16 protein-coding genes and 1 tRNA gene are annotated in these 17,243 nt (G+C 70.0%); 5 read left to right on the top strand and 12 right to left on the bottom strand.

Annotated features, from left to right (window positions below; genetic code table 11):
* Positions 1-9: 9 nt before the first annotated feature.
* Positions 10-1,272, bottom strand: a complete 1,263-nt coding sequence (locus tag ACFYUS_RS22235; RefSeq protein WP_388854606.1) for an ISL3 family transposase — start codon at positions 1,270-1,272, stop codon at positions 10-12.
* Between the two features lie 97 nt (positions 1,273-1,369).
* On the opposite strand from ACFYUS_RS22235, the gene ACFYUS_RS22240 reads away from it, so the two are divergent.
* Positions 1,370-1,954, top strand: coding sequence for an IS5 family transposase (locus ACFYUS_RS22240; RefSeq protein WP_388854609.1), 585 nt, complete (start codon positions 1,370-1,372; stop codon positions 1,952-1,954).
* 57 nt (positions 1,955-2,011) lie between these two features.
* Here ACFYUS_RS22240 and ACFYUS_RS22245 read toward each other — a convergent pair whose 3' ends face one another.
* Positions 2,012-2,422 carry a RidA family protein gene (locus ACFYUS_RS22245; protein ID WP_229315252.1) on the bottom strand — a complete coding sequence of 137 codons (411 nt, stop codon included), beginning with the start codon at positions 2,420-2,422 and terminating at the stop codon, positions 2,012-2,014.
* Positions 2,423-2,615: 193 nt separating this feature from the next.
* A complete protein-coding gene (locus ACFYUS_RS22250; RefSeq protein WP_388854612.1) occupies positions 2,616-3,158 on the bottom strand; it encodes an ArsR/SmtB family transcription factor in 543 nt (180 codons plus the stop codon).
* A gap of 56 nt (positions 3,159-3,214) precedes the next feature.
* Between ACFYUS_RS22250 and ACFYUS_RS22255 the strand changes: the two genes are divergently transcribed.
* Positions 3,215-4,120 (top strand): S41 family peptidase, encoded by a 906-nt coding sequence (locus ACFYUS_RS22255; protein WP_388854615.1) that lies wholly within the window; start codon positions 3,215-3,217, stop codon positions 4,118-4,120.
* Positions 4,121-4,799: 679 nt separating this feature from the next.
* Here ACFYUS_RS22255 and ACFYUS_RS22260 read toward each other — a convergent pair.
* The 3 genes from ACFYUS_RS22260 to ACFYUS_RS22270 all read right to left on the bottom strand — a co-directional run bounded on the left by ACFYUS_RS22260 (position 4,800) and on the right by ACFYUS_RS22270 (position 6,542).
* Positions 4,800-4,881, bottom strand: a tRNA-Ser gene (locus ACFYUS_RS22260).
* Between the two features lie 864 nt (positions 4,882-5,745).
* On the bottom strand, positions 5,746-5,889 hold the full coding sequence (locus tag ACFYUS_RS22265; RefSeq protein WP_388854618.1) for a hypothetical protein: 144 nt from the start codon (positions 5,887-5,889) through the stop codon (positions 5,746-5,748).
* Between the two features lie 368 nt (positions 5,890-6,257).
* Positions 6,258-6,542 carry a hypothetical protein gene (locus ACFYUS_RS22270; protein ID WP_388854621.1) on the bottom strand — a complete coding sequence of 95 codons (285 nt, stop codon included), beginning with the start codon at positions 6,540-6,542 and terminating at the stop codon, positions 6,258-6,260.
* A 392-nt stretch (positions 6,543-6,934) separates the two neighbouring features.
* On the opposite strand from ACFYUS_RS22270, the gene ACFYUS_RS22275 reads away from it, so the two are divergent.
* The 3 genes from ACFYUS_RS22275 (at position 6,935) to ACFYUS_RS22285 (ending at position 8,592) form a co-directional block, all read left to right on the top strand.
* A complete protein-coding gene (locus ACFYUS_RS22275) occupies positions 6,935-7,507 on the top strand; it encodes a hypothetical protein (RefSeq protein ID WP_388854624.1) in 573 nt (190 codons plus the stop codon).
* A 28-nt stretch (positions 7,508-7,535) separates the two neighbouring features.
* On the top strand, positions 7,536-7,937 hold the full coding sequence (locus ACFYUS_RS22280; protein WP_388854627.1) for an SHOCT domain-containing protein: 402 nt from the start codon (positions 7,536-7,538) through the stop codon (positions 7,935-7,937).
* A 247-nt stretch (positions 7,938-8,184) separates the two neighbouring features.
* Complete coding sequence (locus tag ACFYUS_RS22285; RefSeq protein WP_388854630.1) at positions 8,185-8,592, top strand: hypothetical protein; 408 nt, start codon at positions 8,185-8,187, stop codon at positions 8,590-8,592.
* A gap of 112 nt (positions 8,593-8,704) precedes the next feature.
* Here the strand turns inward: ACFYUS_RS22285 and ACFYUS_RS22290 are convergent, their stop codons facing one another.
* The 6 genes from ACFYUS_RS22290 to ACFYUS_RS22315 all read right to left on the bottom strand — a co-directional run bounded on the left by ACFYUS_RS22290 (position 8,705) and on the right by ACFYUS_RS22315 (position 17,128).
* Positions 8,705-9,967 (bottom strand): cation:proton antiporter, encoded by a 1,263-nt coding sequence (locus ACFYUS_RS22290; RefSeq protein ID WP_388854633.1) that lies wholly within the window; start codon positions 9,965-9,967, stop codon positions 8,705-8,707.
* Positions 9,968-9,993: 26 nt separating this feature from the next.
* Positions 9,994-10,965: a formylglycine-generating enzyme family protein gene (locus ACFYUS_RS22295; RefSeq protein WP_388855160.1), complete on the bottom strand. Its 972-nt coding sequence runs from the start codon at positions 10,963-10,965 to the stop codon at positions 9,994-9,996.
* Between the two features lie 357 nt (positions 10,966-11,322).
* Complete coding sequence (locus ACFYUS_RS22300; RefSeq protein WP_388854636.1) at positions 11,323-13,068, bottom strand: FG-GAP-like repeat-containing protein; 1,746 nt, start codon at positions 13,066-13,068, stop codon at positions 11,323-11,325.
* A 9-nt stretch (positions 13,069-13,077) separates the two neighbouring features.
* On the bottom strand, positions 13,078-14,385 hold the full coding sequence (locus tag ACFYUS_RS22305; protein WP_388854639.1) for a peptidoglycan DD-metalloendopeptidase family protein: 1,308 nt from the start codon (positions 14,383-14,385) through the stop codon (positions 13,078-13,080).
* Between the two features lie 153 nt (positions 14,386-14,538).
* On the bottom strand, positions 14,539-15,714 hold the full coding sequence (locus ACFYUS_RS22310; RefSeq protein ID WP_388855163.1) for a transglycosylase family protein: 1,176 nt from the start codon (positions 15,712-15,714) through the stop codon (positions 14,539-14,541).
* A 133-nt stretch (positions 15,715-15,847) separates the two neighbouring features.
* The gene (locus ACFYUS_RS22315) at positions 15,848-17,128 is read right to left on the bottom strand and encodes an FG-GAP-like repeat-containing protein (protein WP_388854642.1); all 1,281 of its coding nucleotides are present in this window, start codon (positions 17,126-17,128) and stop codon (positions 15,848-15,850) included.
* Positions 17,129-17,243: the final 115 nt, after the last annotated feature.

The raw sequence follows: 17,243 nt of genomic DNA on the forward strand, positions 1-17,243 counted from the left end.
TGGGTGTGATCAGGCGAGTTGACGGCGGGGCAGGATGGGGCGGTTGCCGCCGAGGCAGAGCATGACGAGCGCGGTGACGGCGTCGGCACTGTGGAAGCCGAACCCTCGTCGGATGATCAGGCGCGTCTTGGTGTCGGTGGACTCGATCAGCCCGTTGCTCAACGCCTCGACGATCGTGTGGAGGATGGCGTCGTGGTGGCGCCGGACCTTCCTGGCCGGCTCGACGAAGGCCGGGATGCGGCAGCGTCTGGCCCAGGACAGCCAGCCGTGCAGCGCTTGGGCGGCGGCGGGCGCGCCCCCGGTCCGGGCGATCCGGTAGATCGTGCGCAAGCCCTCCTTCAGGAGGTAGGCGCGGTGCAGACGCGGGTCGTTGGTGGCGATCCAGGCGAGCTTGGCCGTTTGCCGGTCGGTGAGGTCCTCCGGGTTCTTCCACAGCGCGTGGGGGGAGTGCTTGAGGCGGCGGGCCAGGTCGGGGTCCGCGGCGTGGCGGCGAGCCCGGTTCCAGCTCTCGCGGCGTTCTTCGTCGAGTGCCTCGGTGGCCCAGGCCACGACGTGGAAAGGGCCCATGGCGCGCACGGCGTTCGGTGCGCGTTCGGCGACCACGTCGGCGATCCACTCCGCGCCGTCCGCGCTGATGTGCGTGAGGCGGTGGGCTCTGTCCTCGCCGAGGGCATCGAAGAAGGACCGCAGGACGTCCTTGCCGTGGCCGTCGGACATCCAGACGACATGCCGGGTGTCGTGGTCGACCACGACGGTCATGCACTTCTGTCCCTTGCGGTAAGAGATCGCGTCGACGCCGATCCGCCGCAGGCCGGCGAGGCGGTCGATCCCGGCGTCCGCGTCACACTGGTAGCGGGGCACGATGGTGCCGACGGTGCGCCAGGCGATCCGCATCAGCTGGGCGGTGGCCGTCTTGGAGTACTCGGTGGCCGGCCAGGCGACCTGCTGGTCGAAGCCGTGGGTGTGTCCGGCGTCGTGGCGGGCCCAGGGCGCCGCGGCGACCACCACCCCGTGCCGCGGGCAGGACATCCGCGGCGCATCCGCCTCGAGGAACAGCGGCAACCCGGCCGCGTCCAGGTGCCGCCACCGCCTGCGGCCGGCTCCTGCGTCGAAGCGGGGGCAGCGGTCGCGGCAGACTCCGCACCGCTGACGCGCCTGGGACCTCGGTCGCACCGCAACCACCATGACCTGGGATTCCTCGTCGAACCAGGCAGCCTCCGGCACCGCCTGCTCGCATCCGACCAGCGACTTCAACAGCGTGGTGAACCGCACGCCGTTCTCCCTGCGCGACCGATCTCGAGCCTAGACACCTCAAGATCTGCACAGGGGACGGCGTGTACTGCGTCAGGCGCTCTGGACCGACCCACAGATGGAGCACAAGAGCCTCAAAAGGGGCTCCGCGAAGATCAGCTCTGCTGCACGCGCACATCACCCTGGGGCTCCTCCTGGAGGAGGCGGTGCGTGGGGTGAAGCCCTTGGTCGCTCCCGCGGCGGACCGACGACCAAAATCCACCTGGCCGCGGAGGGCCACTACCGCCCTTTGTCCCTGCTCATCACCCCGGGACAACGGGCTGACTGCACCCGGTTCGAGCCGGTCATGGGCAAGATCTGCGTTCCCCGCGCGGGGTTCGGGCGTCCCCGCCGCGCCCCGGATGGCGTGAGCGTCGACGAGGCGTACAGCAAGGGCAAGATCCGCGCCCACCTCCGCAAGCGCGGTATTCGGCACGTGATCCCGGAGAAGAAGGACCAGAAAGCCGCCCGCCTGCGCCGGGGGTCAGGTGGCGGACGGCCCCCGGGCTTCAGTACGGACCGGTGTAAAGGTCGCGACACGGTGGAGCGGGCCATCGGAAAGCTCGAACAGTTCAGAGCCGTCGCCACCCGCTATGACATACGCGGACGCATCCATCTCGGCACCATCACCGCTGTCGCCCTCCTCGTTTGGCTCCGATCGTGACCGGAGCCAAAACCTGGGCCGGGCGGTTGTCCGCCCCCGGCGGGGATGGACGTCGGCTCAGGAATCGAGCACGGCGGCGACGGCTTCGATCTCTACGAGCTGGCCGTCATAGCCGAGCACGGTGACACCCATCAATGTGCTGGGCACGTCGTGGTCGCCGAACGCGTCCCGGACGACCTCCCACGCGGTCACCAGGTCCTCCCGTCGGTGGGAGGCGACGAGGACGCGGGTGCTGATGACATCGTGCAGCGACGCGCCGGAGTCCGTCAGAGCGGTCCGCATGTTCTCCACGGCCCTGGCCGCCTGCCCCGCGACGTCTCCGATCGCCGCAGTGGAGCCATCCTCATTCAGCGGACATGCTCCGGCCAGGAAGATCAGCCGCGACTCGGCCGGAGCCGTGGCCGCGTAGGCGTACTCCGCGACATCGGACAGGGAGGCAGAGCGGATCAATGTGACAGCACGCGGCACGGGCTTCCTTTCGCAGCAGTTCCAAAGCACTCACGACCTTCTCAGAGGACGACTCCGCGTTCGACACATTTTTCTGGCCGTCGACTCCCGTGACGGGCCGCTGCCGTCAGCCGCCGAATGGATCTCACGTGATCGAAGAGGCGCCACCTGGTCTCGCGTGGGCCGGGTGTGCTGTCTCGTGTGGCTGGTGCCGCTAGGCGGAACCGGTGGTGCTGGTCGGCAGGGCTTGCTGATAGAGCGCCACCAGTACACCGTGCAGGGGTTGGTCCTCTGCGTCTTCCTCGGCCTCGTCGACCAGTTTGGCGAGGGTCTCGCCGAGCTCTCTTGCCTTCGTGGGGCTGAGGCGGAGGTGGCGCAGGGTCAGGTGGGGTTCGGCGGGAGAGCGGTGCAGCTCCTGGGCGACCGCGGCGAGCATCGCGGCGGTGCCCGCCGCCTGGGGTTCGGCGACGACCATGTGGCGGGCCGTGCGCTGGTAGTACTGCTCGGTGCCGCCGCGGACCTGGCGGGTCTCGGCGATGTGGACCAGCCCGGCTTCGCGGAGCACTTTGAGGTGGTGGGCCACGTTGCCCTTCTTCGCGTCGAGCTGTGCCGCGAGCTGGCTGGTGGTGGCGGGCCGGTGGCCCAGGGCGAAGAGCAACCGCTGGCGCAAGGGATGAGAGAGCGCCGCGAACTGCTCAGGCGCACCGATCTCCAGGACGTCCTCAGGAGGCGGCGGATAGGGAGGCTGATCACGCATACCAAAGTGTCTAAAGTCTTTGACGCTTTCGCAAGGGCGATGCTCTACTTCCTGCCATGACGACTTCAACGAAGCTTTCGCCGAGCCCTGTTATCGATGAGACGGCCCGGCTGCTGACCGAGCACTACGTCTTCCCCGAGATAGCCGAGCAGCTCGCCGGCCTGCTGCGACGACGCCTCGCCGAGGGGGCCTACGACGTCGACGACGCCGAGGAGCTCGCCCGGCTGGTCACCGTGGACCTGCAGTCCGTCAACGGCGACCGACACCTGAGACTGAAGCACCACGCCGATCAGGTCCCCCCGAAGCGGGGGGCGGCCACCCTGGAGGCCATGCGCCGGGACTTCGACACCTCGCTGGGCGGTGCACCCCGTGTGCAGTTGCTCGACGGAGGGGTCGCCGTGGTGGAGCTGGCGCCGATGCTGTTTCCGCTGGAGTGGGCCGCCGAACCGCTGAGCGCCGCGCTCACCCTGGCCTCCCGGGCCCGGGCTCTGATCGTCGACCTTCGCGCCAACCGGGGCGGCGACCCGGACACGGTCGCCTTCGCCTGCAGCTACCTGCTCGACGAGCGCACCCACCTCAACACCATGTACTGGCGCGACGGCGAGCGCAGCGAGCAGTCCTGGAGCCTGCCGCACGTTCCCGGCGCGCGCTTCGGCGGCAGCAAGCCGTTGTACGTGCTGACCAGCGACAGCACCTTCTCCGCCGCCGAGGAACTGGCGTACGACCTCCAGCAGCTCGGCCGCGCCGAAGTCGTCGGCGAGCCCACCCGCGGCGGCGCACATCCGTGCCAGGGCTGGACCGTGCACCCGCACCTGGAGGCCACCGTCCCCGTCGGCCGCGCCGTCAACCCCGTCTCCGGCACGAACTGGGAGGGCACCGGCGTGCAGCCCGACATCCCCTGCGCCGCTGCCGACTCCCTCGACCGCGCGCACGCACTGGCCCTCGCCCGACTGGCAGGCTGACCCGGTCCGGTCCGGTCCGGCCCGGCTCAGCGACAGCACGGCGCGCAGCGCCTCTCTCCACCCGTGCCGGCGGCGGAGTCTCCAGTCTCCGACGGCCCGCAGCGTGCTCACCCCGCACGACCAGATCCACTGTCGTGGAAGCCGAAAGTGCGGGGTCCGCTGTCGAATGCCTGGATCGGATGACAAGGGACGCGGTTCACCGGAGGCGGACAGGAAGAAGCCCAAGGGACGGGATACGCCTCCGCGTCCGTGCCGACGCGGACGACCGCTCAGAACCCCAACCGCATGAAGACGCCCTGTACCTGCATCATCGCGACGCTTCCTTCCAGCCGACCCGATGTGCTGGGGCCCGTCGCCACCTGGCAGGCGACGGCGAAGTTCTCGCCGACCAGGTCGGCGTGGCCCTCTCGTCGGCAGGCCGGCGGACGCGGCCGGCCGCCCGTGACACCCGCGTGGAACCCGCGTTCTCCTTCGACGGGCCCGAGATCGTCGTCGCGGCGTTCTGTGCCCAGGGGGCCCAGGGGCGGACTCGCGCCATCGACCGACCGCACACCGTCGCCCTCGCACCCGGACTCTTGGCCGGCATCTCGCTGGAAGAGGTACCCCCCGCCCTTCCCGCCGCCGGTCGAAAACCGCCTCTGCCCGGCAAAAATACCCTCCTGAAGGAGGTCTTGGCCCATGCGCCCCGGCAGGACTCGAACCTGCGGCCAAATGCTTAGGAGGCACTTGGTGGGTGGGGCCAAGGTCACTTGGACCCGCGCGAGTGCGTCTTGACCTGCGCGAGTGCGTCCGGCTCGGCACCTGCGACGACGGCTTCGCGCCGTTCACCGATGACACCTCCACCTCTGCCACCTCGCCTTCGCCGAGATCGAGGCCAGTCTCCGCTGCACGGAACTCGCGGGGGCGGCCCTCGGCCTCTGAGCGCGGCCCGAGCTGCGCCGCGTGTCCTACGAGCGGGGCATTTCCACGAGACAGGGCACGGGGAGGGCGTGGCGGGCCTTGAGTGGTCTGGGCGACGGTGAAGGCCCAGGTCGCCGGCCTGGGCCTTCGTTCAAGAGCGGATGACGGGGGTCGAAGCTGCGCCATAAGCTCGGGAATCACTGACGTCAACCTGGATCACCTGGTGTCTGAATCTAGGGGAAACGTGCTCTTGGAGTGCTGTTCCCCGAGGCCTCGGCGACACCCGTGTCGACCGCTGTTCACCGCCCTGAAGGGCACGGAGGGGGCACGAGGATCGGGGTTGTCCAGACACGGTCTTCCCATCGGGCTGTGAGCGGTGCGGCGGGCCGGCAGAGCCGACGAGGGTTACGCGGGAGTCCCGAGTGTGCGGCTCTTGCGGGGTGGCATGGATGGTTCGCAGCGTGGCGGGAGGTGGGCGTCTGTCTGCCCCTTCGCCGCGCGACCAGGCGTGTAGTCGTGATCGCTCAATGGAGTACTGCCGCTTGTGGCGCGCACATCCTTGCGCGTGGACGCACAAGCATGATCGTCGCCTCTCCGGGCGCGGAATGTGACCGCGCGGCCCTCGGCCGGACAGGGTGAGGGCCAGGGCCATCAGAGCGGGCTCGAAGTCGGCGTCCAGACCGTCAGGGGGGACAGCGAGACGACCGCCCGCGGTGGTCGTCCGCTCACGGCACAGGCCCGGTGGACGGTGATCGTGCCGGGGCGAGGGAGACGGGGATGCCGGCCCGGTCCAGTAGGTCGGCCGGCACCTTGAGGTTCGGCCCCTTGACGCCTTCGATGCGGCCTTCGCCGTCGGTGGCGGCGATCACGCAGGCCAGGGTGCCGCCTCGGCGTCGACCCGCTGGCGCGTGGGTGCGGCATCAGCCATGAGTTCACACGCCGGCCAGGTGGTCGGCCTCGTATGTATGGGGCGACTCCCGATACGGGCAGTGTCTCTCTCGGCCGGACTCTGGAGCGGTGGTGCAAGGTGGTGCGCCGCGTGCCCTCGGGGATGGGTATTTCTGCGAGATGCGGCACGCGGAGGGCACGTCGCCCCGGAGGATCATGCCCGACCGGTGGAAGCGGTAGGCGTGGACGCAGTCCTGGCGGTTCCTGGAGGCCCGCGCCCGACCGCTGTTCACCGCCCCCGTGGCACGTTGTGGCCGGCTTCGTGGTGCTCGCGTCGGGTCGGGCCCGGTCACTGAGCCGTTACGTGCACGATCTCCCTTACGGTCGTCCTGGCGCCGGAGACGAAGTGCTGAATGGCTCCGACGGCCATGAGCAGGGTGCCGAACAGGATCCAGCCGCCGGGGCCGCTGTCCACGTGGAAGTCGGAGTCGCCCGATCCGGGATTTCCGCTGGTCGGGGCCCGCAGCATCTCCCTGGCGATGTGTGCCGTACCGACGGCGGCATGAGCCGCTGCGGCCAGCGCCATGCCGGCCACGCCGATGGCGAACCACTCCGCTCGCCCGAGATCTTCCATCGTTCTCGCCTCCTCGCCTTCTCGCCTCCGCGCCAGTGAGGCGGTCTGACCTTCACCCCTGATCCTCGGAGCGGTGCGTGCGGGGCCGCCAGAGGCCGGAAGGGCAGATCAGGGGGCCCATTGGGCCCAATGGAGCGCCTGTCGGTCCGTCCCGGCCCACCACGAGGCGGCATGCGGCCAACCGTGCGATCGTGGAGGCAGCAGAATCGATGACACGGCCAGTTCCATCGGGGAGGCGGTCCAGGCAGGATCCGCCAAGACACACCCGTCCAGCTTCTTCGGCGGTGTTGCCCATGTGTCTCACGAGTGCCCGAGCGGATCCCGCATCCTCATCGGGGCGTACGGCCGGGGGTGGCCGCGCTGCCCCGGGACCCTCTGATCATTCCGTACCGGTGCCCTCTTCTCCGGCCGCCGGGCGGCCTCGTGGTGCGGACCTGCGCCGCGCGTTTTCGACCGCTCGTTTCTCGTACGACTGGGTGGAGCCCTGGTGCGCACGCCCGTCGTCGAGCCGGTCGACGTGGACGGAACGGGGGCTCACGTCCCGCCGCACGCCACCCGGGAGGGGCGAGGAGCGCGGGCGCGCTGTCGAGCTGATCGAGGCCACCCGCTACGACGTGCTGCCGCTGGACGACCGGACCGCCGAGCGGTTCAGCGCCGAGATCGCCTTCGCCGGGGGTCCCGTATCGGGCGCCATCCTCGCCCAGGGCGGCACCGTGTCGCTGTACTACGACGGCGACACCGTGGGCGAGGGCCGTGCCGAGCGCACGCTCCCGCTGATCTTCTCCGCCGACGGGACCGCGGACGTGGGGGTGGACGCGGGCACACCGGTCGTCCCCGACTACGACACCGAGCACGGTGCCTTCACGGGCGACAACCACTGGGTCGAACTCACCGCCGGCCCCAACGACGCCGACCGCCACATCCGGCCGGAGGACCGCATCCGCATCGCCATGGGCCGTCAGTGACCCGGGGCGTCGCGAGAGGAGTGGAACTGTGGACTATCCGCTGCTGAACACTTTCTGGACCATCATGTGGGTCTTCCTGTGGGTCCTGTGGTTCATGCTGCTCTTCCGGATCATCGGCGACATCTTCCGCGACGACAGCATGAACGGTTGGGGCAAGGCCGGCTGGTGCGTCTTCGTCGTCATCCTGCCGTTCCTCGGCTGCTTCGTGTACCTGATCGCCCGGGGCAAGGGCATGGGGCAGCGCGAGCTGCAGCGGGCACGCATGAATGAGCGGGAGTTCCAGGAGTACATCCGGGCCGCCGCCACCACGACCGGGGGCGGGTCCACGGGGCACGCCGACCAGCTGGCGAAGCTCGCCGACCTGAGGAACCGCGGCGACATCACGGAGGCGGAGTACGCGCGCGCCAAGGAGAAGGTGCTCGCCGACTGACGACGTGCTCGCCGACTGACGGCGGGAAGAAGGGCACAGCCATGGACGCGGGACTGTCGAGTACGTCGTCGACGCCTTTCCCGGCAACCGGTTCCGAGGAGAGGCATCGCACCGGAGCCGCGGGGCCTCGTGACCGGCGGCACGGTGCGGATCCTCGGTCAGACGTCCGTCAAGAAGGACGCCGACGGCGAGATCGGACCGCATGGCGAGGGGCTGACAGGCCCCGGGTCTCGGAAGGAGTCGTGCCATGAACCAACAACCGCAACCGGCGACCGGCCACGCCTGGGCGGCCGGGAGCACGGTGCTCGGCGGGGTGCTGCTCAGCGTCCTGGGCGTCGTGCAGATCTTCCAGGGAATCGCCGCCATCTCCAAGGACGAGGTCTACGCCCACTTCGGCGACTACGTCTTCAAGTTCGACCTGACGGCATGGGGCTGGATCCACCTGGCCCTGGGCGTGATCGCCGTCGCCGTCGGCCTCGGACTGCTGTGGGGCCTCAACTGGGCCCGGGTGGGCGGCATCGTGATGGCGTCTCTCATCATCATCGCGAACTTCATGTGGCTGCCGTACGCGCCCGGCTGGGCGATCATCGCGATCGGCATCAGCGTCTTCGTCATCTGGGGACTGTGCAAGGACTGGGGGCACAGGTACATGTGAGCATTCCCCGTTCCGGCGCGGCGAGGAGACCGCCGCGCACCGGACGCGCGGATTCCCGGCACTCGCCGGAGCGCATGCGCCGGCGCCGGCTCGGGACGCCGTCACGCGGGTCCTATCCGGAGGGCGAGGAGTCGGTTCCGTCTCCTCCGGGCAGACCTTCGCGCAGTCGTGGCCGCGCGGCAGCGGCCTTGTCGTACCAGGCGCCGTACCGGTTCGCGAGGAAGACCGCCGACGCGCCGTGCAGGAGGACGCTCAGCGCGATGGTGACCGTGACCACGCGACCGAGGAGCTGCACGCCCGGGACGTGCTCCTCCACCACGAGCAGCCCGAAGACGACGGAGGCGAGGCCGCGCGGTCCGAACCACCCGATGTAGCCGACCGTGGGAAGGGCCAGACCGGTGCCGGCCAGGGAGAGGGCGACGGGCAGCATGCGCACCACGGTGAGACTCAGCACGGCATAGGTGACGATCCGCCAGTCGAGGTGCTCGAGCACCGGACCGAGCAGGACGGCGCCGAAGACCAGGAAACTCAGAGAGGCGAGCAGTTCGGCGAGATGCTCGGCGAGGCCGGCGGTGTCCTCGCCGCCCGACGGCGCGACCGTGGGGGTGCTCCGCCTCAGCGAGACGCCAAGGGCGAAGCCCGCCACCCAGGCCGCGATGAATCCGCTCCCGTCGAGGACGACCGCCAGCGTGTACGAGCCCGCTGCCACGGCCAGGACGAACATCTGCCGCCACTCGTCGGTGACCCAGCCCTTCTCGTACGACCGGCGCAGCACCCATCCGCCGCCCCCTCCCACGGCCAGACCCAGCGCGGAGCTGAGCACGAGCGCCCGCCAGAAGACCCCCGTCACCCCTTCCTCCGAAGCCGTCGTTCCGGGCAGCGCCGCGAGGAACATGACGAAGAAGGGCAGCGCCATGCCGTCGTTGAGGCCGCTCTCGACGGTGAGGCCACGGCGCACGAGCGGGGGGACCCGCGGGCTGGAGACGGAGGTCTTGCCGAGAGCCGCGTCGGTCGGCGCCAGGATCGTCCCGACCAGCGCCATCTCCCACGCCGTCAGCCCCGGCAGCAACGGCCACGCCAGGAGCCAGCCGGCCCCGATGGTCAACGGCAGTCCGATGCCCAGCAGCCGGCCCGGAAGGAAGCCCCCGGCACGCAGGTCACGACCGCGTACGGACATGGCGTCGGTCAGGAGGACGAGCGTCAGGGCCGCCTCGACCAGAGGGAGGATCGTTCCCGCGTCGTGTCCCAGGTCGAGGAGGCCGAGCCCGAGCGGACCGATGGCCACCCCGCAGCCGGTGAACACCATCGGCGCCGACACGGCGGTCGTCGACAGCCGCCGGGACACGAGCGCGTACCCCGCGGTCACGACGGCCACGGCCGGCCCTGCCCACCCGCCGCCGCTCACCGGGCCCCCGCCGGTGTGTCATCGGCGGCGCAGTGGAAACCCTGGTTGCCGGTGCCGCCGTCGGGCCCGACGGAGCTCCGGGCCGAGACACGGTAGCGGCGGCGGTAGGAGGCGTGACACAGGTACGATCCGCCGCGGATCACCCCGCCCGGGCCGACCGGTGGGCCCTGCGGGTCGTCCGGGGGACTGGACCGGTAGCAGCCGGGCGCGTACCGGTCCGCGCACCGCCCCCAGACGTTGCCGCACATGGGGTGCAGGCCGTAACCGCTCGGCGGATGCGCGGTGACGGGCGCTGTGCCGTACCAGCCGTCCGCGCCCGTGTTGGGGGCGGGAAAGCCGCCCTGCCCCACGTTCGTCCGGTGCCCGCCGCCGGGCTCCAGCTCGTCGCCCCGGGGGAACGCGCGCCGTTCGAGCCCGCCCCGCGCGGCGAACTCCCCCTCCGCCTCCGTCGGCAGCCGCTTCCCCGCCCAGGCCGCGTAGGCCGTGGCGTCGTTCCACGAGACGTGGACGACCGGGTGATCGGCGCGGTCGCGGACATCGGACGAGGGACCCTCCGGGTGGCGCCGGCACGCCCCGTCCATCTGTCGCCACCACGGCGCCTCGGCGACCGCCCGGGTGCCGGGGGAGTCGGCGGGCAGCGGCCCGGTGAAGACGAACGACCAGCCGTAGCGCTCGGCGTCCGTCACGTATCCGGTGGCGTCGGAGAAATCCTGGGACTCCGCGTCGGAGACGGCACAGGAGCCGATCCGGAAGGGCGCGAGCCGCACCGGATGAACCGGCCCCTCCCCCTCCCCGGACACGGCCCAGCCGTCCTCCGACCCCATCAGGAACTCGCCCCCGGGAATCCGCACCATGCCGTCGGCGCGCCCGCCGGCCGCGGCCACCGCAGCCCCCGGCGTGACCGTACGCCGTCCCGTCCCGCCCCGGGACGGGGAGCAGCAGTTCCTACCTGGTCCACGGTCCGGCATGGGCGGCGTACCAATCAAGAGTGAGCGGGCCGATCCGCTCATGATCGGGTCTCGCCCCGCTCCCGTCCGGCATCGACACGGCGCGCACACCTGCCCCTGGCGTCGACGGCCTCCTGAACGCGGGCGGTGCGAGGCGGTGCGCCGTGTGCCCTCTGGGCCGGGCATTCTCGCGAGATGGGCAGGCGGAGGGCACGGCGGACCCCAGGAGGTCTGGACAATGACGAAGGCCCAGGTCGCTGACCTGGGCCTTCGTTCAAGAGCGGATGACGGGAATGGAACCCGCGCCATCAGCTGGGGGATCACCGTCCCTCAGATCGCCCGCACGGGCGATGACCTTGCCGCCGTGCCACCGCCGTCTCAGCGCACCAGGTCGGTGCTGGAGAGGCCCGAACCGGCCTTGACCATGGCGGCGAAGGTGGCGTTTCCGTTCAGCGTCCCGCTTCCGGCGTAGAACTGGAGGGTTCCCGCGTCGTCCCGGGCGAGCAGGTCCGGCTTGCCGTCCCCGTTGACGTCGCCCGGGGCGAACACCGTGTTGAAGATCTGCCAGCCGTGGCCGATCTGCGTCCGCGTCCCCAGCGTCCCCGTGCCGGTCCCGGGGTACACGAACAGCGCTCCGGCCGTGTCGCGTGCGATGACGTCGGCCTTGCCGTCGCCGGTGACGTCGCCCGGGGCGAGCACGGTGTCGTAGACGCCCCAGCCCTGCCCGATGCGGATCTTGGCGTCGACCGTGCCGTCACCGTTGCCCGGGACGAGGTAGAGGTCGCCGTTGTCGAAGGCGACGAGCAGGTCCGGCTTGCCGTCCCCGTTCATGTCGGGGCTGGAGTCCAGCGCCGTCGCCGCCTGCCACCCCCAGCCGACCTTCTGCGGAGTGGAGAAGAACAGTTCACTCGTGTGGCCGGGGTGGAAGAAGAGGTCCCCGGCGCTGTTGATCGAGTACAGGTCCTCGCCGCCGCCGTCGTGGTCGACGCCCCGCCCGATCAGGCGCAGATCGCCCATGCCGGCGCCCACCTTGCAGGGAATGGGGGCCAGTACGCCGTTGGAACGTCCGAAGTGACGCCAGAGATCACCCGCCGCGTCGCGGCGGAGCATGTCCGCCATGCCGTCATCGGGGTTGTTGCAGAACGACCAGGTCGCTGCGCCTCGGTAGGCGTAGTGGTCGGAGATGGAGGAGACCTGCGGCAGGGCGTCGCCGGCGACGTTCTTGAAATGGTCCTTGCTGAGGAAGATGTAGTCGAGCTTGGCCTCCGGGTCGGGGCTCTTCGCCATCAGTGTGGGAGCACCCGAACGGCAGTGCCCCGAAGGCGGGTTGAGTGAGGAGCACGCGGCGGTGAACCGGCTCGCGTCCGTCTCGTCGACCTCGGTGAAGCGGCCGGTGCCACCGGAGTGGCTGTAGAAGGAGTCGAGGACCGGGGAGAGCGGCGCGTTGGCCTGGCCCCCGCTGTACCGGGGGTTGAAGTCGCCGCCCAGGACGACGGGGATGCCCTGGTCGATCCAGGAGTTCGCGGTGGCCGCCAGCGTCTCGGCCTGCTGCTTCGCGACGGAGGTGCTGTCGGAGTACAGATGGACCGAGCAGCTCCGGGTGACGCGTCCCTGAAGGGGGGCGTCCACACAGAGGGTCGTCCAGCGCTCCGTGCCCTTCTCCAGACCCGTGGCCAGATCGACGACCTGAGGGTTGGTGGCGGTCCCCTTCGTGAACACGGCGAGGCCGTAGTCGCCCTCCACCGCGTTCGGAACGGCGTTGTCCTTGCAGAGGTCCTGGGAGGTGTCCCCGGCGGGGGTCTGGGTGACCGTGAAGGAGCCCGTGTAGCCGAGAGAGCCCAGCTTCTGCTCCAACCCGGTGAACTGCGTGCGGCAGACCTCCTGGAGGAGGACGACGTCCGTCTTCCAGGCCACGGTCTCGTCGTACACCTTCTGGACGCGGTTGGCGACCTCGTCCGCGGTGGAGCTGCACCCTTCCCAGCTGCCACAGATGTTGTAGCTGAGGAAGCGCAGAACGGGCGCGGAGGCCGTGTTGACGGTGTCCGCCTGGGCGGAGGGGGCGAGTGGGGCGATCAGACCCGCCACAGCGAGGGCGCCGGCGATCGCGGTTCGACGAATGCGCATGACGAGTCCTCAGCTGTAGATGTTGTAGCCGTAGCCGATCTTGGTGGCTCCGGTGAAGGTGCCGTCGCCGATGCCCATGTGGGAGTAGAGGTCGCCGTTGGCGTTACGGGCGATGATGTCGGCGACGCCGGTGTTGTTGATGTCTCCGGGGCCGGTGATGGCGTTGTACTGGTTCCAGCCGCCGCCGAGGTCGGTGCGTCCGGTGAAGGTGCCGTCGCCCTTGCCCATGTAGGAGTAGAGGTGCCCGTCGGCGCCGCGGGCGAGGAGGTCGGGGTTGCCGGTCTTGTTGATGTCCCCGGCGCCGATGATGGTGTCGTACTGGTCCCAGCCGTAGCCGATCTTGGTGGGTCCGGTGAAGGTGCCGTCGCCGATGCCCATGTGGGCCCAGAGGTCGCCGTTGGCGTCGCGGGCGATGATGTCGGCGACGCCGGTGTTGTTGATGTCGCCGGCGCCGACGATGAGGTTGTACTTGTTCCAGCCGCCGCCGAGGTCGGTGCGTCCGGTGAACTTGCCGTCGCCGGTGCCCATGTAGGAGTAGAGGTGGCCGTCGGTGCCGCGGGCGAGGAGGTCGGGGTTGCCGGTCTTGTTGATGTCCCCGGCGCCGATGACCATGTCGTACTGGTTCCAGCCGCCGCCCAGGTCGGTGCGGCCGGTGAAGGTGCCGTCGCCCTTGCCCATGTAGGAGTAGAGGTGGCCGTCGGTGCCGCGGGCGAGGTAGTCGGCGACGCCGGTGTTGTTGATGTCGCCGACACCGATGATCGGGGACACCCCCGCCGCCATCGCCGGCTCCGGCGCGCCGCAGTTCTTGCTGACGAACTCCTGCGTCCCGCCGTTGTACGTCACGCCGTCGAAGGTGACGGTCTGGCCCGCGCCGTTGAGGGTCTCTTCGAAGTGCAGGTGGGCGCCCTGGGAGTTGCCGGTGTTGCCGACCCTGCCGATGGTCTGCCCCGCGCTCACCGAGGCACCGGCGGTGACGTCGACGGCGGACAGATGCGCGTAGTGGGTGGTCCAGCCGCCACCGTGGTTGATGCGGACGTGTATGCCCGCCCAGCCCCCGCTGTCTCCGGCCACCTCGACGGTGCCGGCGGCACTGGCCGCCACGGGCAGTCCGGTGTCGTCACCGGGATAACGGTTGAGGTCGACGGAGTTCGCCGGGTTGTGATCGGCGTAGGTGCTGGCCGTCCAGGTCTCTCCACAGGGAGCGGGAAGCTGGAAGTCGGGGCGTTCGGCGGCGTGCGCACCGGACGCGCCGAGGGTGAGCGTTCCCGCCGAGATCGCGACGACAAGAGCGGCATGGAGCGAGCGACGTATGGACATGAAGGATCCTTCGCTGAGGAGAGTCGGGGGAGAAGGGTGGAGCGGGCGGCGGGGTTCCGGAGCGGTCCGCGTGGTCCCGCCGCCCGTGCCACGGGAGGAACGGCGTTCTCGACGGCGGTGAGGCCGGAGATTCAGCCGTGGGTCAGGTGTGGTTCAGCTGTAGATGTTGTAGCCGTAGCCGGTCTTGGTGCGGCCGGTGAACTTGCCGTCGCCGATGCCCATGTACGTGTACAGGTCGCCGTTGCCGTCGCGTGCGATCAGGTCGGCGACGCCGGTGGAGTTGATGTCGCCGGGTCCGGCGATCGCGGTGTACTGGTCCCAGCCGCCGCCGAGGTCGGTGCGGCCCGACAGGGTGCCGTCGCCGATGCCCATGTAGGAGTAGAGGTGGCCGGTCGCCTTGTCGCGTGCGACCAGGTCCGGTACGCCGGTCTTGTTGATGTCGCCGACGCCGACGATGGTGTCGTACTGGTTCCAGCCGTAGCCGATCTTGGTGCGGCCGGTGAACTTGCCGTCGCCGATGCCCATGTAGATCCACAGGTCGCCGTTGCCGTCACGCGCGATGATGTCGGCGACGCCGGTGGAGTTCATGTCGCCGGCGCCCACGATCAGGTTGTACTGGTCCCAGCCGCCGCCGAGGTCGGTGCGGCCGGAGAACTTGCCGTCGCCGGTGCCCATGTAGGAGTAGAGGTGGCCGGTCGTCTTGTCGCGTGCCAGGAGGTCCGGCACGCCGGTCTTGTTGATGTCGCCGGCGCCGATGACCATGTCGTACTGGTTCCAGCCGCCGCCCAGGTCGGTGCGGCCGGAGAACGACCCGTCACCGATGCCCATGTACGTGTAGAGGTGGCCGTCCGAACCACGTGCCACGAAATCCGCCACGCCCGTCTTGTTGATGTCGCCGACACCGATGATCGGCGACATCCCCTCCGCCATCGGAGGCTCGGACGGCGTGGTGGGGAACGGGTCGGCGGGGTCGGAACCGAGCCCCACCTGCGGGCCGCAGACGGGCCACTGGTTCTCGCCGGCGGTGTCGAGGAGCTTCTCGCCGATGGTGATCTGCTGCTCCCTCGTGGCCTGGTGCGGGTAGGCGGCGTACTGGGTGCCGCCCATCGACTGCCAGGTGCTCAGGCTGAACTGGATTCCGCCGTAGTAGCCGTTGCCCGAGTTGAGGCTCCAGTTGCCTCCGCTCTCGCACTCGGCGAGCTTGTCCCACGTGGCGAGCGAAGCCGCGCCGGCGGTGCCGCCGCCCAGGGCGGAAGCGGCGAGGGCGGCGGCGACGACGAGGACACCGGCGGCCTTGCGCGCTCGGGACAGGGGCAGGTGACGCTGCATGGAGATCTCCGGGAAGTCGGGGGCGCCGGGCACGGGGAACCACGGCACGGGAAGGACGAGAGGGGAAAGAGAGGGGAGGGGGGAGGGGAGGATCGGCGCGCGGGAGAGACCCCCGCGCGCCTGCCGGTCACCCTCAGCTGTAGATGTTGTAGCCGTAGCCGGTCTTGGTGCGGCCGGTGAACTTGCCGTCGCCGATGCCCATGTACGTGTACAGGTCGCCGTTGCCGTCGCGTGCGATCAGGTCGGCGACGCCGGTGGAGTTGATGTCGCCGGGTCCGGCGATCGCGGTGTACTGGTCCCAGCCGCCGCCGAGGTCGGTGCGGCCCGACAGGGTGCCGTCGCCGATGCCCATGTAGGAGTAGAGGTGGCCGGTCGCCTTGTCGCGTGCGACCAGGTCCGGTACGCCGGTCTTGTTGATGTCGCCGACGCCGACGATGGTGTCGTACTGGTTCCAGCCGTAGCCGATCTTGGTGCGGCCGGTGAACTTGCCGTCGCCGATGCCCATGTAGATCCACAGGTCGCCGTTGCCGTCACGCGCGATGATGTCGGCGACGCCGGTGGAGTTCATGTCGCCGGCGCCCACGATCAGGTTGTACTGGTCCCAGCCGCCGCCGAGGTCGGTGCGGCCGGAGAACTTGCCGTCGCCGGTGCCCATGTAGGAGTAGAGGTGGCCGGTCGTCTTGTCGCGTGCCAGGAGGTCCGGCACGCCGGTCTTGTTGATGTCGCCGGCGCCGATGACCATGTCGTACTGGTTCCAGCCGCCGCCGAGGTCGGTGCGGCCGGAGAACGACCCGTCACCGATGCCCATGTACGTGTAGAGGTGGCCGTCCGAACCGCGTGCCACGAAATCCGCCACGCCCGTCTTGTTGATGTCGCCGACACCGATGATCGGCGACATCCCCTCCGCCATCGCAGGGTCCCGGTCCACACCGCCGATCGGCGAGACGTATCCGCTGACGCGCTGGCTGGAGTAGTAGCCGTCGGCCGTGATGGTGCCGTAGGTGACGGCGCCGCTCTGGTTGCCGCCCACCGTGGTGATCGTGCCGTCGGCGTTGATGGACTTCACGAGGGCCACGTGGTCGGCGTATCCGGCGCCGTTGTAGTTGAAGACCACCGCGTCACCGACGTGCGGGGTGCTCTTCAGGCCGCCGTTGTACTGGCCGAAGCTTCCGGCGGCCGCGGTGAGGCCGGCGACGTCGACGCCGGCCTGGGACCAGACCCACTTCGCGAAGTCGGCGCACCAGGCCTCTCCGCAGCTCCCGTAGTAACCGGACCCTCCGGCGCTGTTGGTGTCGCACGGGCCGTTGCCGAGGTTCTGCTCCGCTATCCCCATGATCGTGGAACCCACGCTGGCGGAGGCGGGCTGGGCGCCGGAGAGCATCAGGGCGGGAGCGAGCAGGGCGGTGGCGAGCATTCCCTGCAGGGTGCGTCGAATCGAAACCTTTGACACGTCATGTCTCCTATGAGTAGGCATGCTGAAGTCCTCGGCACGTGTGTGCCGGGTGAAGTGAGGAGGGGGCGCGCCGCGG

It is taken from the genome of Streptomyces sp. NPDC004284, from assembly GCF_042874035.1.
Taxonomy (GTDB): Bacteria; Actinomycetota; Actinomycetes; order Streptomycetales; family Streptomycetaceae; genus Streptomyces.